The sequence below is a fragment of the Mesorhizobium sp. B2-1-3 genome (genome assembly GCF_006442495.1).
In the GTDB taxonomy this organism is placed as follows: domain Bacteria; phylum Pseudomonadota; class Alphaproteobacteria; order Rhizobiales; family Rhizobiaceae; genus Mesorhizobium.
Genome location: NZ_VFWL01000025.1, coordinates 1 through 22,686, shown reverse-complemented (window position 1 = coordinate 22,686; position 22,686 = coordinate 1). Strand labels below are relative to the sequence as shown.

Genomic DNA, 22,686 nt, shown 5'->3' with positions numbered 1-22,686 from the left:
GCAAAATACGGCAAGGCCGGATTTCGCGGCCGTGAGTCGGAAATAAAAGCGTCGGGTGTTGTCGCCGCGCAACGCTGCCTGTGGTTGCAGGCGTCGTCAGGCATTTCAGCCCCCGGTTCCCGTTCCGGCACGCGCGGAAGCGAACAGCGCGACGGCGTTGGTGATGCTTTGCGCCGCCTTGCCGCGCCAGTCGGCGTCGAGCAGTTGCGCCTCGTCCTTGGCATTCGAGAGATAGCCTAGTTCGACCAGCACGGAGGGGACGTCAGGCGCTTTCAGCACCTTGAATCCCGCGGAACGCTGCGGATTGTTGATGAGGCCGACGCTGGTCGACAACTGGCCGACCAGCGTGTGGGCGAAACTCATCGAAAAGGTGTGGGTCTCGCGGCGGATCAGGTCGATCAGGATATCGGTGACTTCCTTGTTGTCGTCCTTGATCACCATGCCGGCGAACTGGTCCGAGAGATTTTCACGGTCGGCAAGCGCCTGCGCTTCCGGATCCGAAGCCTTGTCGGAAACGGTATAGACGGTCGCGCCACGGATGCCCTTGAGGCTGATGGTGTCGGCATGAATGGAGATGAGCAGGTCGGCCTCATGCTGGCGAGCGATGCGCACGCGGTCGTCCAGCCGCAAATATTCGTCGGTGTCGCGCGTCATGAAGACATCGTATCTGCCGACGGCGGCGAGCTTGTCGCGCAGTTCCGTGGCGAAAGCCAGCGTGACGTTCTTTTCGACGGTGCCGTTCAGGCCCTCGGCACCGCCATCGACGCCGCCATGGCCCGGATCGATGACGACGGTGAAGCGATGGCCCGGATTGGAGACCGGCCCGGTGCCGACCCGCCCGCCCTTGTCGGTCGAAACCGTGGAACCGGTGGTCAGCGCCTGATTGGCAAGGGCAGTGTCGAACTCGCGTTCGGAGGCCGCCGACATGTCGATGGCGATGCGGTAGCCCGCGCCGTCCTCGTTCTTGAGAACATCGAGCTTGTCGACCGCGAACGGCCCCTTGCCGGTGAGAACCAGCCGCGACACGCCTGCCTCCAACTCACCCAGGCGCACGCCCTTGACCAGCCCGCGAGGCTTCAAATCCTTGGCATCGATGGCTAACTTCGTATTCGCCAGATCGATGACCAGACGATTGGGCCCGCGCAAAAGGAACCATTTGACGTCGGGCTCACGGTCGAAATCCATGACGATGCGCATCTTGGTGGCATCGCCCGCCATCTTGTAACCGGTTGCCGTGAGCGGGGCATCGGCGGCGTTGGCGACCAACGAGATGGTCATCGACAGCAGGAGGCAGAAGATCGCGAGCAAACGGCCGCCGGCACGACTGCCCTTGTCTGTGAAGCCTGCCAGTCCCATCTCTTTGCAGTCGCTCCCGGTTTGGCGCCAAGGCGCCCGGTCATGTAGTCGAAGTGCCGGTTAGGCCGCGAACTCGATTAACGATTGGTATCCAGAGAAGGTTAACCAAGCCTTTTCACGCGAGGCCCGGACCCGTGCTTACGTGGCGGAACCGCTTTTGCCGGCGTCGGAAATCGGGGTTGCCTTCCAACCCGCCAAATCATAAAAGCGATAGTGGATCACTGCAATCCTGGAACCGCCCTCCTCCGCAGCTTCCCGCTACAGGTGAGACGAAAGGCGGCTCCTTTCGCTCCATGCGAGAAGGGTTCAGGTGATCGCGACGAATTTCGCAGGTGTGCGCCCGTGGCGGGGGAATCGCCTGCGTGAGGAAAACGGCCGGGTTTGTCCCGCGCCGGCTCTGTATGAGCAAACAAGCTGGTCCGGTTTCCGGGCTTTGGTTCAAAAGGTTCTGCTGGTGACGATGGCTTCAAGCGCAATCATGGAAAGGTCCGCATCAAACCGCGCCAATATGGCTGCGGGCGGCACCGCCATGGCGCGCAGGCACCGTCCGGCGGACATTCAGACATCCGGCACCCACATTCATCCAGACACACAGCAGCGGCCCTTGCGCCGCAAGCTGCGGCTGACGGCTGCCGGGGGGAAACGAAATAATGCCCAACAAAATGCTGATAGACGCCTCCCACCCGGAGGAAACACGCGTTGTCGTCGTACGCGGTAATCGTATCGAAGAATTCGACTTTGAATCACAGGACAAGAAGCAGCTCAAAGGAAACATCTATCTCGCCCGCGTAACGCGCGTCGAACCCTCCCTTCAGGCAGCCTTTGTCGAATATGGCGGCAACCGTCACGGTTTCCTCGCCTTCAGTGAAATACACCCCGACTACTACCAGATCCCCGTCGCCGACCGTCAGGCGCTGCTGCGCGCCGAAGCGCAGGAAGCCGAGGACGAGGACGATGAGGACGGCGAAGGCGACGACCGCCAGAGCCGCGATCGCGGCCGGCGCGGGCGCCGGCGCGGCGGCAAGGGCCGCGACCGCGCAGAACACAAGCGCGATGCGAGCGGGGCCGATGCCGACGAGGCAACCGAAACGGCCGGCGAGGCAGGCGACGCCGACAATGGCAACGACGCCGTCTCGGAGAACACTTCCCACGGTTCGGAAACCATCGAACATGCGGCCGATATCCCGGAACAGGCCGCGGATGCATCCAATCATGGCGAAGCCTCCCCCGAGCAGAGCGACGAATCGTCCGGACAGGACGAAGGCGAGACCCGCGAGGGCGGCCCGACGTCGATCGCCGCCTCCGTCGACGCCGACGTGATTTCCGAACCCGTCCCGCTGACGGAACAGGGCAGTGAATCCAGCGACGATGATCGCGGCATGCTGGAAGAGGTTCAGTCTTCGCATCCGGACGATCACGAGGTCGAATCGGTCGGCGCCGAGGATGCCCTGGAGGAAGCGCGCAACCGCCGTAAGCCGATGCGCCGCCAGTACAAGATCCAGGAAGTGATCAAGCGCCGCCAGATCCTGCTGGTGCAGGTTGTCAAGGAAGAGCGCGGCAACAAGGGCGCAGCGCTCACCACCTATCTGTCGCTTGCCGGCCGCTATTCCGTGCTGATGCCGAACACGGCGCGCGGCGGCGGAATTTCGCGCAAGATCACCAGTGCTGTGGACCGCAAGCGCCTCAAGGAAGTGGTCGCCGATCTCGAAGTGCCGCAAGGCATGGGCGTCATCCTGCGCACCGCAGGCGAGAGCCGCACCAAGGCCGAGATCAAGCGCGATTACGAATATCTGATGCGGCTTTGGGAGAACGTGCGCAATCTCACGCTCCAGTCCACGGCCCCTGCCCTCGTCTACGAGGAAGGCAGCCTGATCAAGCGTTCGGTGCGCGACCTCTATAACAAGGACATCGACGAGATCCTCGTCTCCGGCGAAGAGGGCTACCGCGAGGCCAAGGACTTCATGCGCATGCTGATGCCGAGCCACGCCAAGGTGGTTCAGCCGTTCCGAGATACGACGCCGATCTTCGTGCGCAACGGTATCGAGGCGCAGCTTGACCGCATGCTGCAGCCGCAAGTGACGCTGAAGAGCGGCGGCTACATCATCATCAACCAGACCGAGGCGCTGGTCGCCATCGACGTCAATTCGGGCCGCTCGACCAAGGAGCACTCGATCGAGGACACCGCGCTCCACACCAATCTGGAAGCGGCGGAGGAAGTCGCCCGCCAGCTCAGGCTGCGCGACCTTGCCGGCCTGATCGTCATCGACTTCATCGACATGGAGGAGAACCGCAACAACCGTGCCGTCGAGAAGCGGTTGAAGGATCATCTCAAGAACGACCGCGCGCGCATCCAGGTCGGCCGCATCTCGCATTTCGGCCTGATGGAGATGTCGCGCCAGCGCATCCGCGCCAGCGTGCTGGAATCGACCATGAAGCCTTGCCCGCATTGCGGCGGCACCGGCCATGTGCGCTCCGATTCGTCTGTCGCGCTGATGGTGGTCAGGGCGATCGAGGAGTTCCTGCTCAAGGATTCGCGCAGCCACATCACAGTTCGCACGCCCGCGGCGACCGCGCTCTATGTGCTCAACCACAAGCGCGGCACGCTGGTGGAACTGGAAAGCCGCTTCGGCCTGACCATCACGCTTGAGGCCGACGACACGGTCGGTTCGCAGCATTATGCGATCTTCCGCGGCGCGCTGGCCGAAAAGCCTGAAGGCTTCGTCGAGGCACGCACCCTGCCGGCCTATGTCGAACCGGAAGAGCTCGAGGATGAGACCATCGTCGAGGAGGAAGACGAAGCACCGGCCCAGGCCGAACAGCCGCGTCAGCCGCAGCAAGGTCAGCACCAGCAGAGGCCCGGCGAAGAGGGCGAAGGCCGCGACCGCAAGCGCCGCAAGCGTCGCAGACGCCGCGGCGGCAAGGATCGCGATCGAGAACATGGCCACACCGACGGTGCTTCCGTGTTGGCGCAGGCCGACGAGTTGTCCACATCGGAAAACCTGTTGAGCCGTGACGAGGCGGAAGCCGGCGACGAGGCTCCGGTCCCCGCGGCCGGAACTGCCGAAACGGCGGAAGCATCCGACGAGGGCCAGGGCAAGAAGCGTCGCCGCGGCAAGCGCGGCGGCAAGCGCAACCGGCGCGAGGACGGCGAAGGCGAGGCCGAGGCAAGCGCCGATGAAGCGACCGAACCTTCCGGGGTCGATGCTTCCGAAAGCGAGCCTGCGATCGAGCCGGTAACCGTCGTGGCTGCGGAAGAGCCGGTGGCTCCAGTGAGCGACGAGGCGACGACCGCCGAGAAGCCCAAGAAGCCGCGGCGCGCAGCCAAGCCGAAGAAGGCAGCCGCCGAGGCTGTCGCCGAGGAGCCGATCGCTGAACTGGCCGTTCCGGCACCCGCCGAGACGCCAGCCACGCCATCGGACGAGGCAGCGGCAGCGACCGCCGAGGAAACACCGAAGGCCCGTCCGTCACGACGCAAGCCGGCGGCCATCGATGCGCCGGTCGTGCCGGTGGTTTCCTCGACCGTCGCCGAAGAGCCGGAAACCAAGACCGAAGAGAAGCCGAAGCGCGCCGGCTGGTGGCAGCGGAAAGGCTTCTTCTGAGATTTCAGCCCGTTGAACTGACTTCCTGAACAAAAAATCCCGCGCCGGTCGAAAGACGGTGCGGGATTTTTCATATCCAGCTTTTCCGACAGAGCGTTACGGCGCGAAGATCGACCAGTTCATCATCCTGGCGAGCTTCTCCAGGGCGATCGAGCCCAGCTTGGAATTGCCGTTGGCGTTGAGGCCGGGCGACCAGACGGCGAGCGAGGCGACGCCGGGCACGATGCCCAATATGCCGCCGCCGACGCCGCTCTTGCCCGGAATGCCGACGCGGAAGGCAAAATCGCCGGAGCCGTCATAGTGGCCGCAGGTCAGCATCATGGCGCCGATGCGGCGTGCCCGCTCGACCGACACCACGGAATGTCCGGTCGCCGGATTTTTGCCGCCATTGGCGAGGAACCGGCCGGCCATCGCCAGCTGCCGGCAGCTCATGGCGATGGCGCAATGATGGAAATAGACGCCGAGCGCCAGCTCCGGCGCATGATGAAGATTCCCGAAGGATTTCATGTAGTTGGCGAGCGCGAAGTTGCGATAGCCGGTGGCGCGCTCCGACGCTGCCACCTCGCGGTCGATGATGATGGTCTCGTCGTCGGCGAGGAACTGGATGAAGCGCAGGATCTCGCCGATCGCCTCGCGCGGCTGGTGGCCGGCAAGCAGGATGTCGGAGATGACAATGGCGCCGGCATTGATGAAGGGATTGCGCGGAATGCCGTTCTCATGCTCGAGCTGCACGATCGAGTTGAACGGATTGCCCGAAGGCTCGCGCCCTACCCGCTTCCACAGCGCGTCGCCGACATTGCCCAGCGCCAGCGTCAAGGTGAACACTTTCGAGATGCTCTGGATCGAAAAGGGCTGGTCGGCGTCGCCCGCCATCAGCACACGGCCGTCATTGGTGACGGCTGCGATGCCGAATTTCTTGGGATCAACCTTGCCGAGCTGCGGGATATAGGTGGCGACCTCGCCGCGATCGGTGCGTTCGGCCATTTCGACCGCGACTTCGGCCAGGGCGTGCTCGAGTTCCGGCATGGATCTACCTCAGCCAGCGTTCGATGCGCGCCAATGCCTCGACCATGTCGTCATGGCTGCCGGCATAGGAGAAACGCATGGTGCGGTGCCCGGCCTGGGTGTCGAAATCACGGCCGGGCGTGGCCGCGACATGCGCCTCGGCCAGCATCTTGCGGGCGAAAGCCATGCTGTCATTGCTGTGCCGGGTGACGTCGCAAAAGGCATAGAAGGCGCCATCCATCGGTGCGGCCAGCGGAAAGCCGAGCTCCGGCAGACGCTTCATCAGGAGCTCGCGGTTCCAGGCATAGCGACCCTTGACCGCTTCCAGCTCCTCGGTAGCGGCAAAGGCCTCGATTGCAGCGACCTGCGACAATTCCGGCGGCGAGATGTAGAGGCTCTGCGCAATGCGCTCGATGGGCCGCACCAGCGCTTCCGGCAGCACCATCCAGCCGATGCGCCAGCCGGTCATGCAATAGTATTTCGAGAAGGAGTTGATCGCCGTGACACCGGTGCCAAAGGCGAGTGCCGTGGTGTCGGGCGCCGCATAGGCCAGCCGGTGGTAGATCTCGTCGGAGATGACGGCAATGCCGAGCGCCTCCGCAGTCCGGACCAGGTCCGCGAGATCATCGGCCGGAATGACCGCGCCGGTCGGGTTGGCGGGACTTGCGAACAGCACGCCCTTCAGCGGTTTTTCGCGATGCGCGGTCTCCAGGTGAGCGGCATGAAGATATGCCGCATCGCCGAGCTCTATCTCGATCACTTCGATGCCCAGCGCCGCCATGATGTTGCGATAGGCGGGGTAGCCGGGCGCTGCGATGGCGACGCGGTCACCGGGATCGAACATTGCCAGGAAGGCGAGATTGAAGGCGGCCGAGGATCCCGTGGTGACCGCGATCCGGTCGGGCGCGACATCAAGCCCGTAGTGATCCCCATAGTGTTCCGCGATCGCCTTGCGCAATCCAGCCAGGCCCAGCGCATCGGTATAGCCAATACGCCCGTCCTGCAAAGCCCTGGCCGCCGCGGCACGAACGCGGGCCGGAGCCGGATCGGACGGCTGGCCGACGGCCATGGAAATGACCGGCGCGCCCGTCGCTCTCAGCCGGTTCGCCTCGGCCAGCACATCCATGGCGTGGAAGGGTTCGACATTGCCACGGCGTGAGAGCGAAACGACCATTTTGACCTCGATCCGACGATTGAGCGCACCACGTCCTGGCGCATGCGCCGCACAAATGCCCGATTGGTGTGAGGATCACAAGTTGAGGAAGTTTTTCCGGTGCCGACTTTTCATCTTTCGCCCGCTCGTCTACCAGTGGACACGTCATGTTGAGCCGACCCAAATCGATGGTTGCCTGGGTAGCGCGCGTCCTTGCGACGCTTTCGCTTGGCGTCGCCGTCGCGGTGTCTGGTTCCATCAGCGCCTTGGCCCAGAACGTGCCGGTGGTGCGCGATGCCGAGATCGAGGCGCTGGTGCGCGACTACGCCCGCCCGATCTTCAAGGCCGCCGGTCTGGCGAATGACGGCATCGACATCGTCCTGGTCAACGACCAGAGCTTCAATGCCTTCGTCACCGGACGCAGGCTGTTCATCAACACGGGCGCCTTGATGGAAGCCGAAACGCCCAACGAGATCATCGGCGTCATCGCCCACGAGGCCGGCCATATCGCCGGCGGCCACCAGCAGAAACTGCGTGACCAGCTCGAGCGCGCCAAGACGATGGCCATCATCGCAACCTTGCTGGGCGCCGGCGCCATGGTCGCCGGGGCGACCACCAACAGCCGCGGACTTGCCGGCGCCGGCGTGGGCGTGGCGGCTGGCGGCGGCGAGATGGCGCAGCGCAGCATTCTCGCCTATCAGCGCACCGAGGAAATGACGGCCGACCGCTCGGCGATCACCTATCTCAACGCCACCGGCCAGTCCGGCATGGGCATGCTGAAGACGTTTCAGCGTTTCCAGACGGCCTTGTCGCTGTCGGGCGCGCAGGTCGATCCCTACCGGATCAGCCATCCAATGCCGCGCGATCGAATCTCCAACCTCGAAGTGCTGGTCAAGCAGAGCCCCTATCTCGACAAGGTCGATGCGCCGGCACTGCAATTGCGCCACGACATGATGCGGGTGAAGATCGCTGTCTACATGGAAGGCCAGGCCGCCGCGTCGCGGCTGATGCGAAAGATGCAGGGCAGCCTTGCCGCGCAGTATGGCGAGGCCCAATCGGCCTATCTTTTCGGCAACATCGCCACCGCACTCGCCAAGACCAACGCCTTGATCAAGGCCCAGCCCGGCAACGCCTATTTCCAGGAATTGCGCGGCGATATATTGATGAAGGCGAACAAGCCCAAGGAAGCTGCCGATGCCTACGCCAAGGCGGTCAGCCTCGACAAGGCGCGATCCGGATTGCTGCCGGTTTCGCTCGGCCAGGCGTTGATGGCGACGGGCACCCCAGACGCTCTGAAAAAGGCCGTGGTGCAGATCAACAACGGCTTGCGACGCGACAAGGAAAATTCCGTGGGATACCGCTATCTGGCGCAGGCCTATGGCGAACTGGGAGACATACCAGGCGCCGAGCTTGCCACGGCCGAGGGTCATTTCTATTCCGGTAACTACAAGGATGCGAAGATCTTCGCCATGCGAGCGCAGCAGCAACTCAAACGCGGCGAGCCGCGATGGATTCGCGCCCAGGACATCATAAACTACAAGCCGTCGGGCAAGGTATAATGAACCTTCCGGCCGTGCGCTGCGACGCAGCCAGGCCAGAAAACAGGCAAAGGAACGGAACGATGAAAAAGGCACTGCTGCTGGGCACCACGGGAGTTGCGATAGCCCTTGCCATGCTGGCGTTCGGTTTCGTGGCCGGCAGCCCGCAAATCGCGGAAGCCGGTGCGGCGCAACCGCTACAGACGGCAGCGGACGATACCAAGATCGACCGCACCGAGGTCGAAGGCATCATCCGCGATTATCTCCTGAAGAATCCGGAAGTGCTGCTGGAAGTCCAGGATGCGCTCGAGGCCAAGCAGAAAGAAGAGCAGCGCATTGCCCATCTCGGCGTCATCAAGGGCGCCAAGGAGCAGATCTTCAACTCCTCCTTCGACGGCGTGGTCGGAAACCCGAAAGGCAAGGTCACGATCGTCGAGTTCTACGACTACAATTGCGGCTTCTGCAAACGCGCCATCGAAGACATGCAGGCGCTGACCAAGGCCGATCCGGACCTGCGTTTCGTGCTCAAGGAGTTCCCGATCCTCGGCCCGGATTCGCAGAAGGCCAGCGTCGTCTCGATGGCCTTCCACCTGATGATGCCGCAGAAGTACGGCGAGTTCCACAATGCGCTGCTCGGCGGCCAGGGACGTGCCACCGAGGCGGCGGCGATCAAGGTCGCGCTTTCGCTCGGCGCCGACGAAGCGACGCTGCGTGAAAAGATGAAGGACCCGTCCATCACCGAAGCCTTCTCCAAGACCTACGATCTCGCCAACAAGCTGGCGATCACAGGAACGCCGTCCTATGTCGTCGGCAACGAGGTCGTGTTCGGGGCGCTCGGACAGGAAGTCCTGGCGGAGAAGATCGAGGCGGCGAAAGCCGCGCTTTGATCGGCCGCGGGTTTTCTTCACGGGCGCATTTCCGCCTGTTGTGGACAGTGAAAGAACGCACTTGCGCTCTTTCCGCGGGCGTCTATGCCCATTATAGAGGGCCCAGCGCCGGTTTGACGCCGGTGCCGGAAAAGGTCGGCATTTTTTGAAAACGGTTTTCGTCCTGAACGGTCCCAATCTCAACGCGCTCGGCAAGCGCGAGCCTGGCATCTATGGCGGCAAGACGCTTGCCACCATCGCGGACGACTGCAGAGAGGCCGGCGCGGCGCTCGGGCTCGAAATCGATTTCCGCCAGTCGAACCACGAGGGCGACCTCGTCGACTGGATCCAGGAAGCCGGCGACAAGGCCGTCGGCATCGTCATCAATCCCGGCGCCTATAGCCACACGTCGATCGCGATTCACGACGCCATTCGTTCCGTGGCGCCGCTGCCGGTCGCCGAGGTCCATCTTTCCAATATCCATGCGCGGGAATCATTCCGCCACGTCTCCATGGTCGCGCCGGTCGCTGTCGGCATGATCTGTGGCTTTGGGCCGCTCGGCTACACGCTGGCGCTTCAGGCGCTGGCCGCACGCCTATGACCGGCCAACAAACAGAAGGCTCGAAAATGTCGATAAAGAAGACCGGTGTTGACCAGCAGCTGATCCGCGACCTCGCGGGCATACTGAACGACACCAATCTCACGGAGATCGAAGTCGAGCTGGGTGACCTGAAGGTGCGCGTATCGCGGCAGGCGCCGGCGGTTCACGCGATAGCCGCGCCGCAGCCGGCCTTTGCGCCGGCGCCAGCGGCCCAACCTGCCACCGCAGCCGTTCCGGCCGCGGCCGACGTGTCGAAAAACGCCGTGGCCTCCCCCATGGTCGGCACCGCCTACCTGGCGCCCTCGCCGGATGCCAAGCCGTTCATCGAGATCGGCCAGAACGTCAAGGAAGGGCAGACGCTGCTGATCATCGAAGCGATGAAGACGATGAACCAGATCCCGTCGCCGCGCGCCGGCACGGTGACGGCGATCCTGTTCGAGGACGCACAGCCGGTCGAATACGGCATGCCGCTCGTCGTGATCGAGTAGAGCGGCCCTAATGTTCCAGAAGATTCTCATCGCCAATCGCGGCGAAATCGCGCTTCGGGTGCTGCGTGCCTGCAAGGAGCTTGGCATCCAGACGGTGGTGGTGCATTCGACCGCCGACGCCGACGCCATGCATGTTCGGCTCGCCGACGAGAGCGTATGCATCGGGCCACCGCCATCGCGCGACAGCTATCTCAATATCCACCAGATCGTCGCCGCCTGCGAGATCACCGGCGCCGACGCCGTGCATCCCGGCTACGGTTTCCTGTCGGAGAACGCCAAGTTTTCCGACATATTGGCCGCGCATAACATTACCTTTATCGGTCCGACCGGCGACCATATCCGCATCATGGGCGACAAGATCGAAGCCAAGCGCACCGCCAAGCGCCTCGGCATCCCGGTGGTTCCCGGCTCCGATGGTGCGGTGACCGAGGAAAAGGAGGCCAAGCGCATCGCCGCAGAGATCGGCTATCCCGTGATCATCAAGGCGTCGGCCGGCGGCGGCGGACGCGGCATGAAAGTGGCGCATACCGAGGCCGACCTCGAAGTCGCCTTGCAGACGGCCCGCTCGGAAGCAGGCGCGGCCTTCGGCGATGACGCCGTCTATATTGAAAAGTACCTGCAAAAGCCGCGCCATATCGAGGTTCAGGTGTTCGGCGACGGCTTTGGCCGGGGCGTGCATTTCGGCGAGCGCGACTGCTCCTTGCAGCGTCGCCACCAGAAAGTCTGGGAAGAGGCCAACTCACCCGCGCTAAACGCCGAGGAACGCTCGCGCATCGGCGATATCTGCGCCAACGCCATCGCCGACCTCGGCTATTCCGGCGCCGGCACGATCGAGTTCCTCTACGAGAATGGCGAGTTCTATTTCATCGAGATGAACACGCGCCTGCAGGTAGAGCATCCGGTGACGGAGGCTATCACTGGCATCGATCTGGTGCATGAGCAGATCCGTGTCGCCTCGGGCGGCGGTCTTTCGGTCAAGCAGGAAGACATCCGCTTCCAGGGCCATGCCATCGAGTGCCGCATCAATGCAGAGGATCCGCGCACCTTCACGCCCTCGCCCGGCACGATCACCCATTTCCACACGCCAGGCGGCCTTGGCATCCGTGTCGATTCCGGCGTGTATTCAGGGTACAAGATCCCGCCTTACTACGACAGCCTGATCGGCAAGCTGATCGTGCACGGGCGCAACCGCGTCGAATGCATGATGCGGCTGCGCCGGGCACTGGACGAATTCGTCGTCGACGGAATCAAGACGACGTTGCCGCTGTTTCGCGACCTCGTCGGCAACGCCGACATCGCCAATGGCGACTATGACATCCACTGGCTGGAAAAATATCTGGCCAAAGGCGAATAGCCCCGGACTTGCCGCTATAATGAAGCGATGACTCGCCCCTACGCGCCAGGCTATCGTATCCCGACCGACCTTCTGCTCAAGGCCTACGCCTCGGGCGTCTTCCCGATGGCCGAAAGCGCCGCCGACCCGGAAGTGTTCTGGGTGCGGCCGGAGACGCGCGGCATCATTCCGCTCGACCGCTTCCACACGCCGAAAAGTCTGAAGAAGGCGCTTCGGCGAAACCTCTTCGACATCCGTTTCGACTTCGATTTCGAGGCGACGATCGATGGCTGCGCCGAAAGGCGCGAGGAGCGCCGTTCCACCTGGATCAACGCGCCGATCCGGGAGGCCTATGTGCAGTTGCATCGCATCGGCCATTGCCATTCTGTCGAGGCCTGGCGCGAGGAGCGGCTGGTCGGCGGCCTCTACGGTGTCTCCCTGGGGAGGGTGTTCTTCGGCGAAAGCATGTTTTCCCGGGAAACGGATGCTTCGAAGATCTGCCTTGTGCATCTCGTCGAACGCCTGCAGGCGCGCGGTTTCGCGCTGCTCGACACGCAGTTCACCACCGAACACCTCAAGCGCTTCGGCGCAATCGACGTGCCGCGCGGCAAATACGAGAAGATGCTGGCCGACGCGCTGAAGGGTGAAGCGGTGTTTTTCCCCTGATGATCCAGCCCGTCAGCGGACCTTCGTTTCCAGCGGAGCCTGCGAATGGAACATCATCTTCCAGCCGTTGACGCGATGGACATAGCCGGTGCTGACCAGCGCCGCGTAGGCTTCGCCATTGCCCTTCACGGCATGCGCCTCATAGGCCAGGATGACGATGTCGCTGCCTGGTTCGACCACGCCCTTGAGATCGATCTCGAGATCACGCCATCGCTTGGGATCGGCGGCGGTTTCGGCGAGATCGGCATTGCTCATGGTCTGGGCCATCCGCGGAAATGCCACGAGGCACTCGGTGTCGGCATTGGCCGCGAAAAATGCCGAATCGCCTGTCCAGAAGCCCTTTTCGAGCTCAAGCAGTTCCTTGATGCTGGCGGTGATCCGCTTTCTGGCAGACATCGGAAAATCCTCCCGGCGCGCATCGTGTGGCCGTCAGGGCCCAACGCGTTGCCCTCAGGGCGGTTCCGAAGGATCAGTTGGTGCTGGTCGTAGGCGGTTCCGTGGCTTCCGGTTCGGCCGCAGCCGGAGCGGCCGTGGCATTCGGCTGGGCCGTATCGGGCTTGGCCGCATCGGTCTTGGCCGAATCGGGCGCTGGCACATCCGACTTCTGCTTGCAGGCCTTCAGCCAGACGTCATAGACGGCATGCTCGACGGCATTGAGACCAGGGCTTTCGGCAAACATCCAGCCAGTGAAGATGCGGCGGATCTTGCGGTCGAGCGTGATCTCGTCGACTTCGACAAAAGAATCGGTCTTCGGCTCCTCGTTCTGCGGCCGGGAGTAGCAGACGCGCGGCGTCACCTGCAAAGCACCGAACTGCACCGTCTCGTCGATATAGACGTCGAAGGTGATGATGCGGCCGGTGATCTTGTCGATGCCGGCGAATTCGGCGACCGGGTTGGTGATTCGGTCCGATCCCGGCGCCGGCGCGGGTGCGGCCGGCGTTGGCGAAGCGGCAAGTGCCGCGGTGCCAAAGGTGAGCCCGGCGGCTACTATCAGTGCGCCCATCGATGTCAGGCTGAAAATGCTCATGCAGGGATACCGGTGGTTAGCGCCCGGGTGATTCTCTCTATCACAAAGGCTAGTCGCCGTTTTCTGATGAGCAAGCTGCTAGACACCAATTGTGGCGATAAAGGACCGACGCCCGCTTATGATCCGGGCGTCCAGGCGTCGTAGTCGCCGGTGACCTGCGGGCGGTGCTGGTTGGTCAGCACCGAGCCCTTCGGACGATAGGCTGAGGGCGAGCCGGTCAGGTTCGGTTGATGTGGCTTCTGCCAGTCGCGCGGCTTGTAATCGTCGCTCGGCGGCGCGACGTCGACGCGGTGATGAATCCAGCCGTGCCAGCCGGGCGGGATAGAAGAAGCCTCGGAATAATCGCGATAGATGACCCAGCGGCGCGTGCGTCCTTCGGAATCGACACCGCCTTCGTAGTAGACGTTGCCCACCTCGTCCTGCCCGACCTTCCTGCCGTGCCGCCAGGTGTGCAGGCGCGTGCCAAGCGTCTGGCCGTTCCACCAGGTGAAAAACTGCGTAAGGAAAGTCTTCATCTTCAAACCCTCGCGCCGATGGCGTCCGTTTCCTGCTTATGGCGTCAGCCCTTCGTGAAGGCAAGGGGCTTGCCGCCAAGAGGGCGCAAATGGCGCGCCGGTAAGGCGACACAAGCCGGTGATGCATTGCCGGCGCCGTATGGTGCTTGCCAACCACCCTCAGCCTTTCTAAAGCTCTGCGCGCGCGCCCCGTGCGGGTATCCGGCCGACCGTTGGCCGAGGGAGGTGACGATTGGCCAGGAAATCGCCGACCGCCGACATTCGCATCGGTGCCGACGCCATTCGCCGCCGAAAGCGTGACGTGCCGATCGTCTGTCTCACCGCCTATACCTACCCCATCGCCCGCCTGCTCGACGAGCATGTCGATCTGCTCCTCGTCGGCGACAGCGTCGCAATGGTCCTGCATGGCCACAAAACGACGCTGGGCGCCTCGCTGGAGATGATGATCGCGCATGGGCAAGCGGTGATGCGCGGCTCGGCCAGGGCTTGCGTCGTCGTCGACATGCCAGCCGGCAGCTATGGGGATTCGGCTGCCCAAGCGGTTGCCTCGGCGCGGCGTATCGTTGGCGAAACCGGCTGCCAGGCTGTGAAACTCGAGGGCGGCGTCGGTATGGCCCGGCAGATCGCCGCGGTCGTCGATGCCGGCATCGCGGTCATGGGCCATATCGGCCTGCTGCCGCAATCCGTTGAGAAGGATGGCGGCTACAGGATCAAGGGCCGGACCGACGAGAATGCGGCAGCGCTGTTTGCCGATGCGCGCGCCGTCGAAGAAGCGGGCGCGTTTTCGGTGGTCATCGAGGGCACGGTCGAAGCGGTCGCGGCCGAAATCACCCGCAGCATCGCCATTCCGACCATCGGCATCGGCGCCAGCGGCGTTTGCGACGGCCAGATCCTGGTCATAGACGACATGGTCGGGCTCACCGTCGACCGCGTGCCGAAATTCGTCAAGGAGTACGCCGATTTGCGCAGCGCGGTCTCGCAGGCGGCCGCACGTTACGCCAGCGAGGTACGACACCGGACATTCCCCGGTCCCGAAAATGTGTTTTCGGCCACCTTGGGCAAGGACAACAGATGAGCCGGCCCCTCGTCGTCGACACGGTCGCGGGCCTCCGCGCGCGGATCCGCGACTGGCGGCGCGACGGCCTTCGCGTCGCCATGGTGCCGACAATGGGCGCCTTGCACGAAGGGCACCTGTCGCTGATCCGGATCGCGCTTGAAAGAGCCGATCGCTGCATCGTCTCGATCTTCGTCAACCCGACGCAGTTCGCGCCGAGCGAGGATCTCGACAAATATCCACGTCAGCTCGCCCGCGATCTCGACCATCTGGCTTTGGCCGGAGCCGATCTTGCCTACACGCCTGGGGTTGGTGAGATGTATCCTGCCGACTTTGCCACCAAAATCTCGGTCGGCGGTCCCTCCGCCGGGCTCGAATCGGATTTTCGACCGACTTTTTTCGAAGGCGTCGCCACCGTCGTGGCGAAGCTGTTCCTGCAGGCGTCGCCCGACGTCGCGGTCTTTGGCGAAAAGGATTATCAGCAATTGTGCGTCGTCAGGCAGCTCTGCCGCGACCTCGACCTGCCCGTTGAAATCATCGGCGCGCCGACGATCCGCGACGCGCATGGCCTCGCCATGTCATCGCGTAACGCCTATCTCGGCGAGGCCGAACTCCAGATCGCCCGCCGGCTCAACGTGATCCTGCGCAAGGCAGCCGCGGCGCTGGCGGCCGGCGCCGACCAGAACGGCGCGACAGGCGAAGCCAGCCGCGCCCTACTCGCGGCCGGCTTCCACAAGATCGATTATGTCGAAGCTCGCGAGAGCCGGACGCTGACGCCGTGGCGCCGCAGGCACGAGGGCCGCCTGCTCGCCGCCGCCTGGCTGGGCAAGACCAGGCTGATCGACAATGTGGACGTCTCCACCACTTAGGCTGCGGCTCGACCGCTGAATTCGACCGCCGGATTGCGCACCCGAAAAGGTCCGCCGCTATGCGGCAAGCGGCCTTTCATAGACGAGGGCCGGGATAGCGGATTGGGCCGAACCGCAATTGTCGGTGCGGCCGGTCTGGACGAAGCCGTTCGCCTGGTAGAAGGCAATTGCGCGCGTGTTCTTCTCTTCCACTTCCAGCCGGATGGCGCGGGCCTCAGGGAAGCTTTCGATGATCTCGTCGAGAAGCATGCCGCCGATGCCCCGGCCCTGCAGGCGGGGCTGCACGTAAAGCTGCTTCAGCATGATCAAGCCGCCGCCATCGACCGCTTCGGCAAATGCCATGCCGCCAATGCGCTGGCCATCGTCGGCGACGAGGAACTCGCTGTTCGGCTTTGCCAGCCGCGCCGCGAGCGAGGCGATCGAATGCCACGCATCGGTGATCTCTGTCACCCGTTCGGCGCCGTAGATGGCGTCGTAAGTCGCATGCCAGGTCTCGACCAGCAGCGCCCGGATGGCGGCGAGGTCGCGATCCCCGGCGGTGCGCACGAACATGGCGTTACTCGATGCCCAGCTTGGCCTTGACCAGGTCATTGACGGCCTGCGGGTTGGCCTTGCCGCCGGTCGCCTTCATCACCTGGCCGACGAACCAGCCGGCCATGGTCGGCTTGGCGCGCGCCTGCTCGACCTTGTCCGGGTTGGCGGCGATCACCTCGTCCACCGCTTTTTCGATAGCGCCGGTGTCGGTAACCTGTTTCATGCCGCGGCTCTCGACCAGTTGGCGCGGGTCGCCGCCCTCGTTCCAGACGATCTCGAACAGGTCCTTGGCAATCTTGCCGGAGATGGTGCCATCCTTGATCAGGTCGATGATAGCGCCGAGCTGGTCTGGCGAAACCGGAGCGTTTTCAATGTCCTTGCCAGCTTTGTTCAATTGTCCGAGCAGGTCGTTGATGACCCAATTGGCCGCGAGCTTGCCGTCGCGGCCGGCGGCCACCTTCTCGAAATAGTCGGCGATCGGCTTTTCCGACACCAGGATCGAAGCATCGTAAGTCGAGAGGCCGAGCGAGGAGATCAATCGCGCCTTCTTGTCGTCGGGCAGTTCCGGCAACTCCTTGGCCAGCGCTTCGACATAGGCCTGGTCGAACTCCAGCGGCAACAGATCGGGATCGGGAAAATAGCGGTAGTCGTGCGCCTCTTCCTTGGTGCGCATCGAACGGGTTTCGCCCTTGACGGCGTCGAACAGCCGCGTTTCCTGGTCGATCGTGCCGCCATCCTCGATGATGGCGATCTGCCGGCGCGCCTCGAAATCGATCGCCTGGCCGATGAAGCGGATCGAATTGACGTTCTTGATCTCGCAGCGCGTGCCGAATTCGCCGCCCGGCCGGCGCACCGAAACATTGACGTCGGCGCGCATGGAGCCTTCGTCCATGTTGCCGTCGCAGGTGCCGAGATAGCGAACGATGGTGCGCAGCTTGGTAACATAGGCCTTGGCTTCGTCGGCCGAACGCATGTCCGGTTTCGACACGATTTCCATCAGCGCCACGCCGGAGCGGTTGAGATCGACATAGGACATGGTCGGATGCTGGTCGTGCATCGATTTGCCGGCATCCTGCTCCAGATGCAGGCGCTCGATGCCGACCTCGATGTCCTCGAACTCGCCCTGGCGGTCGGGCCCTACGGAGACGATCACCGTGCCCTCGCCGACGATCGGCTGCTTGAACTGCGAGATCTGGTAGCCCTGCGGCAGGTCCGGGTAGAAGTAGTTCTTCCGGTCGAAGACGGACTTGTGGTTGATCTGCGCCTTCAGCCCGAGGCCGGTCCGGATCGCCTGCTTGACGCATTCCTCGTTGATGACGGGCAGCATGCCGGGCATTGCGGCATCGACCAGGCTGACATTGGCGTTAGGGGCGGCACCGAACGACGTCGAAGCGCCGGAAAACAGCTTTGCTTCCGATGTCACCTGCGCATGGACCTCGAGCCCGATGATGATTTCCCAGTCGCCGGTGGCGCCGGGGATCAGGCGTTTCGCGTCGGGCGTGCGGGTATCGATGATGCTCATGGTGGCCTGCGTAGTAGAACGATGGAAACGTGCGTTTTGCACATCCTGATTTGCAACTTCGCTAGTGCAAACCGCCTCGCGAGACAAGCGTAAAGCCGCTCGCTGGCCTTTTCCGCCGCTTTCGCCTATAGGCCATCCATCCCAATGGAGAGTGGATGTCCACTTACGCTCAGTCCCGGTAAGGCCCTGACCTCGCAGCGAGGCAGGGCAGAAAACCTGAAACCCCGTGCCGCGAAGCTTCGCGGCGGCGGCTTTTGTTGTTTTCCCGGAAACTCTCCCATGGATATTTCGCGTATTGAACAACGCGTTCTGCACCTGCTCGCGCAGGGCGGACGCATCGAGATCGAAAAAAGTGAGAAGAAGCGGATCGCGTCCGTCAAATGCCTGACCCGCGACGGCTGGCACTACCCCGGCGTCGATCTCGACCTGTTTCGGAAGCTGAAGCGCAAGAAGGCGGTTTCGTCGTCGGACGGCGGCCCCTACCGCATCACGCGGCGCGGGCTCCAACTCGTCCGCTCCGAACTCGACAACAGGTAGCCTATCGCCCGCCGGCCGTTTGCGCGGCCGGCGGTTGCTTGCCGCTCAGGCGGTAGCAATATAGGCGCGGATTTCCTCAGCCTCGCGCTCGACATCCTCGATACGACGCTTGACCACGTCGCCGATCGAAACGATGCCGTCGAGCATGCCGTCCTTTTCCACCGGAAGATGGCGGAAGCGGCCCCGGGTCATGATCTCCATCACCTCGTTGACGGTGTGATTCTCGTTGCAGATCTTTACTTTCGGCGTCATCGCGGAACGAACGGCTATGTCGAGCGCGGCAGCGCCTTCCCTGGCGACGACGCGCACGATGTCGCGCTCGGACAGGATGCCGACGATCTTGCGGTCTCCATTGGTGATGACCAACGCCCCGATCCTGTGTTCGGCAAGGATGCGGATGGCTTCGCTCAGTTTTTCGTTCGGCCCGAGCGTCAACACGTCGTGGCCTTTTTGCTCGAGAATGGCCTTAACCGTCATGGCGTCCTCCTCTACTTTGCCAACCGGTTCCTGCCCTGACCGGCTTTCACGTAAGAGTGAACATCGTGCGCCGCGATCGGTTGCATTTCAAGTGCGGTGGTCGGTCGTCTCCCAATCGAGCGGCTGCCAACGCCTGTCGAACCAGCGCAAGCCGAAGAAGCCGGCGACAAAGCCGCCAATATGAGCCTCCCAGGCGATCTGGCTGTCGACGCCGGGGGCGAAGCCGACAAGGCCGGTGACAAGATTGATCATCATCCAAACGGCAAGGAAGATCATCACGCCACGCGAGCGCAGCACCATTGCGATCGGCAGCACGGGGCCGGCGAAAGCGGCTTTGCCCGCCGAACGATCCGTACGGAAGCCAAAGCGTGCCGCTGCTCCCATCATGCCCGATATCGCACCGGAAGCCCCGACCAGCGGCGCTTCGCCATATGGATGCATGGCCCAGAAAAGCGCCACTGAAGCCAGTCCCGTCGCGGCGAAGAACAACGCGAACCAGAACGCTCCGAGCCGATTGGCCAACGGCGAGCCAAAGGCAGCGAGCCAGACCATATTGATGGCGATATGCGCAAATCCACCATGCATGAAGGCATAGGTGAAGGGCCGCGTGAACAGGAACCAGTCGAAGCCGTATTGGCCGGTGTAGAGGACAGGGATGAAGGCCCCATCGTAAAGCAGTGTCATTTGCTGAGCATCACTCAGCACGTATTGCTGCAACAGGTAGATGGCCACGCAAATGGCGATCACCGCCAGCACGATCGGCGGCAGGTTGAAGATCGGCTCGCGACGCGGCTCGGGCTCGCGATCCGCCTGTTCTATTTCCGGTGGGCTTACAGGTTCACTCATGCGCACTAGCACTCGGTCCAGGATTCGTCGTTGCGAGCATCTAGACCACTGCCCGCCGGACCACAAAGGGCGAATCGCCGAGCGCGAATCAAAAGTGCCGAATCAAAAGAAAGCCGTCCAAGGTTTCCCTTGAACGGCTGTCGAGTCCCCTGTTCCCCCGAACTCTTGACTGAAGTGCTGCCGATCGTCGCGAAACGACCGATTCTGGAGTGGTTTTTGTGTGCCACGCGGCTCGACCGGGCGCAACGTAAACCACTTGTTAACCTTAACGGCCCCGACCCGTGAACAAGTGTTAACGACGCTGGCACGCTTCCTGCTCCGCAACGCATGTAGGTCATCGGAGGGCGCCCTTCTGTTCACCGATGGGACATCAGACGACAGAATGCGCGGAGCTGCTTAGCATGAACCAGAACGGATCGATCACGCTGTTCCAGTATTGGAACCGCTTGCGTGATGGACGCCCTGCCCCGAAGCGCTCGGAAGTGGAGCCGGCCGATATCAAGTCGCTGCTGGCCGACACCTTCATCCTGGAAAGGGACACGCGTGGGCAAGCGGTGTTCCGGCTGGCCGGCACAAGGCTCTGCGCCTCCTATGGCCGCGAACTCAAGGGGTTCTCCTTTCCCTCGCTATGGCGCGAGAAGGACCAGCGGCTGGTCTCGAAGCTGATCCATGGCGTGTTCGACCAGAAATCCGTCGTGCTGATCATGTTCGAGGGCTTCAGCCGCAACGGCCGTTCCAACAAGTTCGAACTGCTTGCCTTACCGCTGGATGGCGGCGTCGAAAACCCGCGTTGCCTTGGCGTGATCAGCGCTGTGGAGAAGCCGTTCTGGCTGGGCGCCGACCCGCTCACGGACGCGTTGATCGATTCGATCCGTGTCATCGATCCCGAAAAAGAGTTGCTGGCGAGCCGGCCGGCGATCGACGTTCCCTCGCTTGTTCCCGCCGAACTGGAGGCGCCCGAAACCATCTCCGCGCTCGGCCGAGCGCGCCGCATCCGCCACCTCGTCGTCTTCGATGGCGGGCGCGAGGAATAGTTGACGATCCTACAGCCCCGCCTGCCCGTTTTTCCCCTTTGTTAACCCGCTTTGCTGTAGTTCTGGGATGAAGTCCCTGGCATCGGCGCGCGGGGATGCCAAACGGGGTGTAGGCAGTCATGAGGTCAGCGGCGGTCGACTACGCGCCGTCCCAAGCTGAGAGACGTAACTTTCAGCGCGTCCGGGTCAAGATATACGGGCGCTTCATGCTGGAAGACCGCACCGAACATCCTTGCCAGGTCGTCGATATGTCGCCGGGTAACGTCGCGTTTCGCACGGACCGCATCGGCATGCCCGGTGAAAAGGTCATCGCCTATGTCGACCATATCGGCCGCATAGAAGGCGTCGTCACCCGCACCTTGCAGGACGGTTTCGCAATGACGGTGATTGCGTCGGACCGCAAGAAGGACAAGCTCGCCGCGCAATTGACGTGGCTCGCCAACAAGCACGAGCTCGATCTGCCGGAAGACCGCCGCCACGAGCGCGTCGCCCCCCGCAACCCGACCAGCATCCTGCAGCTCACCGACGGCCGTCAGTACCAGTGCCGCATCATCGACCTGTCGCTCTCCGGCGCCGCGATCGAGATCGACGTCAAGCCGGCGATCGGCGTCCAGGTCATGCTCGGCACCATGCGCGGACAGATCGTGCGTCATTTCGAGGATGGCGTCGCCATCGAATTCGCCGTCATCCAGCGGCCTGAGACGCTCGATTCGGAATTCAACACGCCGCGCGCCTGAAGGCCGAACAGCGTCCAGATCAAAACCGGCCTTCGCGGCCGGTTTTTTTGTATTTCACGACAGCGCAATTCGAGTCACTTCAGTCCCCGAAACGTTAAACGATTGACCATTCAAAAGTTTCAAATTTGATACTTATTCTAGGGGCGTTTTACTCAATGTCTACTGCGCGCTTTTGCGTCGAATAAATCCACCTGTGGCAATGTCTCCCTCGAACGGGGAGACAAAAACAATGAAGAAAACGAGGGGCAAGCTGTTGCTGATGGCGATGGCGATGCAGCTTTCCGCTTGGGGATCAGCATATGCCGCGGGACCGGCCTATATGCACACCGGCGGCCGCACCACACAGCCTGTCGGCCACTATGAATTCTGCCAGCGCATGCCGGGCGAATGCAGCGAGCGGACACCCAAGGGGGCGCCGGTCGAACTGACCCGCAAGCTGTGGGCGACGATCCTCAGCATCAACAATTCGGTCAATACCCGCGTCAAGCCGCGCACCGACATGGAAAACAACGGCGTCGAGGAATATTGGGCCTATCCCGACAACGGCTATGGCGATTGCGAGGACTACGCGCTAGAAAAGCGCCGCGAGCTGATGGACGCCGGCGTTCCGGCCGGCAACCTGTTGATGACGGTCGCGCGCCAGTCGAACGGTGACGGCCACGCGGTGCTGACCGTGCGCACCAGCCTCGGCGAATTCATCCTCGACAATCTGGAAACCAAGGTCCTGTCCTGGACGGACACCGACTACACCTACCTCAAGCGACAGTCGGATACCAATTCCGGCGTCTGGGTGACGATCAACGACGGCCGCGCCGACGCGGTCGCCAGCGTCCGCTGAAGGCGTCGATCCGGCACGCGTGAACCAGAGACCAGGCGCTACGCATCAACGCGATGCGCCTAAGGAGAAACCCGGTCGAGTCCCCACCCTC

Annotated in this window: 23 protein-coding genes; 13 read left to right on the top strand and 10 right to left on the bottom strand. The window is 63.0% G+C overall.

The window, feature by feature from the left end; genetic code table 11:
* Positions 1-105: 105 nt before the first annotated feature.
* Positions 106-1,356, bottom strand: coding sequence for an N-acetylmuramoyl-L-alanine amidase (locus FJ973_RS28435; RefSeq protein ID WP_140493640.1), 1,251 nt, complete (start codon positions 1,354-1,356; stop codon positions 106-108).
* A 650-nt stretch (positions 1,357-2,006) separates the two neighbouring features.
* On the opposite strand from FJ973_RS28435, the gene FJ973_RS28430 reads away from it, so the two are divergent.
* Positions 2,007-4,955: a ribonuclease E/G gene (locus FJ973_RS28430; protein WP_140558694.1), complete on the top strand. Its 2,949-nt coding sequence runs from the start codon at positions 2,007-2,009 to the stop codon at positions 4,953-4,955.
* 96 nt (positions 4,956-5,051) lie between these two features.
* Here the strand turns inward: FJ973_RS28430 and FJ973_RS28425 are convergent, their stop codons facing one another.
* Together FJ973_RS28425 and FJ973_RS28420 are read right to left on the bottom strand one after the other, a co-directional pair.
* Complete coding sequence (locus tag FJ973_RS28425; RefSeq protein ID WP_140558693.1) at positions 5,052-5,981, bottom strand: glutaminase; 930 nt, start codon at positions 5,979-5,981, stop codon at positions 5,052-5,054.
* 4 nt (positions 5,982-5,985) lie between these two features.
* The gene (locus tag FJ973_RS28420) at positions 5,986-7,134 is read right to left on the bottom strand and encodes an aminotransferase class I/II-fold pyridoxal phosphate-dependent enzyme (protein WP_140558692.1); all 1,149 of its coding nucleotides are present in this window, start codon (positions 7,132-7,134) and stop codon (positions 5,986-5,988) included.
* A 146-nt stretch (positions 7,135-7,280) separates the two neighbouring features.
* Here FJ973_RS28420 and FJ973_RS28415 point away from each other — a divergent pair, with 146 nt between their 5' ends.
* The 6 genes from FJ973_RS28415 to aat all read left to right on the top strand — a co-directional run bounded on the left by FJ973_RS28415 (position 7,281) and on the right by aat (position 12,605).
* Complete coding sequence (locus FJ973_RS28415) at positions 7,281-8,672, top strand: M48 family metalloprotease (RefSeq protein ID WP_140558691.1); 1,392 nt, start codon at positions 7,281-7,283, stop codon at positions 8,670-8,672.
* Positions 8,673-8,734: 62 nt separating this feature from the next.
* Positions 8,735-9,538, top strand: coding sequence for a DsbA family protein (locus FJ973_RS28410; RefSeq protein WP_140558690.1), 804 nt, complete (start codon positions 8,735-8,737; stop codon positions 9,536-9,538).
* Between the two features lie 145 nt (positions 9,539-9,683).
* Positions 9,684-10,118, top strand: a complete 435-nt coding sequence (gene aroQ / locus FJ973_RS28405; protein ID WP_140558689.1) for a type II 3-dehydroquinate dehydratase — start codon at positions 9,684-9,686, stop codon at positions 10,116-10,118.
* Between the two features lie 26 nt (positions 10,119-10,144).
* Complete coding sequence (accB, locus tag FJ973_RS28400; RefSeq protein ID WP_140493661.1) at positions 10,145-10,606, top strand: acetyl-CoA carboxylase biotin carboxyl carrier protein; 462 nt, start codon at positions 10,145-10,147, stop codon at positions 10,604-10,606.
* A 10-nt stretch (positions 10,607-10,616) separates the two neighbouring features.
* Positions 10,617-11,960, top strand: a complete 1,344-nt coding sequence (gene accC, locus FJ973_RS28395) for an acetyl-CoA carboxylase biotin carboxylase subunit (RefSeq protein ID WP_140493663.1) — start codon at positions 10,617-10,619, stop codon at positions 11,958-11,960.
* Between the two features lie 27 nt (positions 11,961-11,987).
* A complete protein-coding gene (aat, locus tag FJ973_RS28390) occupies positions 11,988-12,605 on the top strand; it encodes a leucyl/phenylalanyl-tRNA--protein transferase (RefSeq protein WP_140517639.1) in 618 nt (205 codons plus the stop codon).
* Between the two features lie 12 nt (positions 12,606-12,617).
* On the opposite strand, the gene FJ973_RS28385 is transcribed toward aat, so the two are convergent.
* From FJ973_RS28385 to FJ973_RS28375, 3 genes are all read right to left on the bottom strand, one after another.
* Positions 12,618-13,001 (bottom strand): hypothetical protein, encoded by a 384-nt coding sequence (locus tag FJ973_RS28385; protein WP_140558688.1) that lies wholly within the window; start codon positions 12,999-13,001, stop codon positions 12,618-12,620.
* Between the two features lie 73 nt (positions 13,002-13,074).
* Complete coding sequence (locus FJ973_RS28380; protein ID WP_140558687.1) at positions 13,075-13,632, bottom strand: DUF2155 domain-containing protein; 558 nt, start codon at positions 13,630-13,632, stop codon at positions 13,075-13,077.
* Positions 13,633-13,748: 116 nt separating this feature from the next.
* On the bottom strand, positions 13,749-14,147 hold the full coding sequence (locus FJ973_RS28375; RefSeq protein WP_140493670.1) for an NADH:ubiquinone oxidoreductase subunit NDUFA12: 399 nt from the start codon (positions 14,145-14,147) through the stop codon (positions 13,749-13,751).
* 232 nt (positions 14,148-14,379) lie between these two features.
* Between FJ973_RS28375 and panB the strand changes: the two genes are divergently transcribed.
* Complete coding sequence (gene panB / locus FJ973_RS28370) at positions 14,380-15,222, top strand: 3-methyl-2-oxobutanoate hydroxymethyltransferase (protein ID WP_140558686.1); 843 nt, start codon at positions 14,380-14,382, stop codon at positions 15,220-15,222.
* Positions 15,219-16,070 (top strand): pantoate--beta-alanine ligase, encoded by an 852-nt coding sequence (gene panC / locus FJ973_RS28365; protein WP_140558685.1) that lies wholly within the window; start codon positions 15,219-15,221, stop codon positions 16,068-16,070. The genes panB and panC overlap by 4 nt, the downstream gene beginning before the upstream one ends.
* A gap of 57 nt (positions 16,071-16,127) precedes the next feature.
* Here the strand turns inward: panC and FJ973_RS28360 are convergent, their stop codons facing one another.
* Positions 16,128-16,622, bottom strand: coding sequence for a GNAT family N-acetyltransferase (locus FJ973_RS28360; RefSeq protein WP_140558684.1), 495 nt, complete (start codon positions 16,620-16,622; stop codon positions 16,128-16,130).
* Between the two features lie 4 nt (positions 16,623-16,626).
* Positions 16,627-18,126 carry an Asp-tRNA(Asn)/Glu-tRNA(Gln) amidotransferase subunit GatB gene (gene gatB, locus FJ973_RS28355; RefSeq protein WP_140493678.1) on the bottom strand — a complete coding sequence of 500 codons (1,500 nt, stop codon included), beginning with the start codon at positions 18,124-18,126 and terminating at the stop codon, positions 16,627-16,629.
* A gap of 279 nt (positions 18,127-18,405) precedes the next feature.
* Here gatB and FJ973_RS28345 point away from each other — a divergent pair, with 279 nt between their 5' ends.
* Positions 18,406-18,663: a YjhX family toxin gene (locus FJ973_RS28345; protein ID WP_140493680.1), complete on the top strand. Its 258-nt coding sequence runs from the start codon at positions 18,406-18,408 to the stop codon at positions 18,661-18,663.
* Positions 18,664-18,708: 45 nt separating this feature from the next.
* On the opposite strand, the gene FJ973_RS28340 is transcribed toward FJ973_RS28345, so the two are convergent.
* Both FJ973_RS28340 and FJ973_RS28335 read right to left on the bottom strand, forming a co-directional pair.
* Entirely contained in the window at positions 18,709-19,140 is a 432-nt protein-coding gene (locus FJ973_RS28340; protein ID WP_140493682.1) for a CBS domain-containing protein, read from the bottom strand.
* Positions 19,141-19,227: 87 nt separating this feature from the next.
* On the bottom strand, positions 19,228-19,986 hold the full coding sequence (locus tag FJ973_RS28335) for a rhomboid family intramembrane serine protease (RefSeq protein ID WP_140522115.1): 759 nt from the start codon (positions 19,984-19,986) through the stop codon (positions 19,228-19,230).
* 401 nt (positions 19,987-20,387) lie between these two features.
* On the opposite strand from FJ973_RS28335, the gene FJ973_RS28330 reads away from it, so the two are divergent.
* The 3 genes from FJ973_RS28330 (at position 20,388) to FJ973_RS28320 (ending at position 22,595) form a co-directional block, all read left to right on the top strand.
* On the top strand, positions 20,388-21,020 hold the full coding sequence (locus FJ973_RS28330) for a PAS domain-containing protein (protein ID WP_140493687.1): 633 nt from the start codon (positions 20,388-20,390) through the stop codon (positions 21,018-21,020).
* 119 nt (positions 21,021-21,139) lie between these two features.
* Positions 21,140-21,757: a PilZ domain-containing protein gene (locus tag FJ973_RS28325; RefSeq protein WP_140493689.1), complete on the top strand. Its 618-nt coding sequence runs from the start codon at positions 21,140-21,142 to the stop codon at positions 21,755-21,757.
* Positions 21,758-21,986: 229 nt separating this feature from the next.
* A complete protein-coding gene (locus FJ973_RS28320) occupies positions 21,987-22,595 on the top strand; it encodes a transglutaminase-like cysteine peptidase (protein WP_140558683.1) in 609 nt (202 codons plus the stop codon).
* Positions 22,596-22,686: the final 91 nt, after the last annotated feature.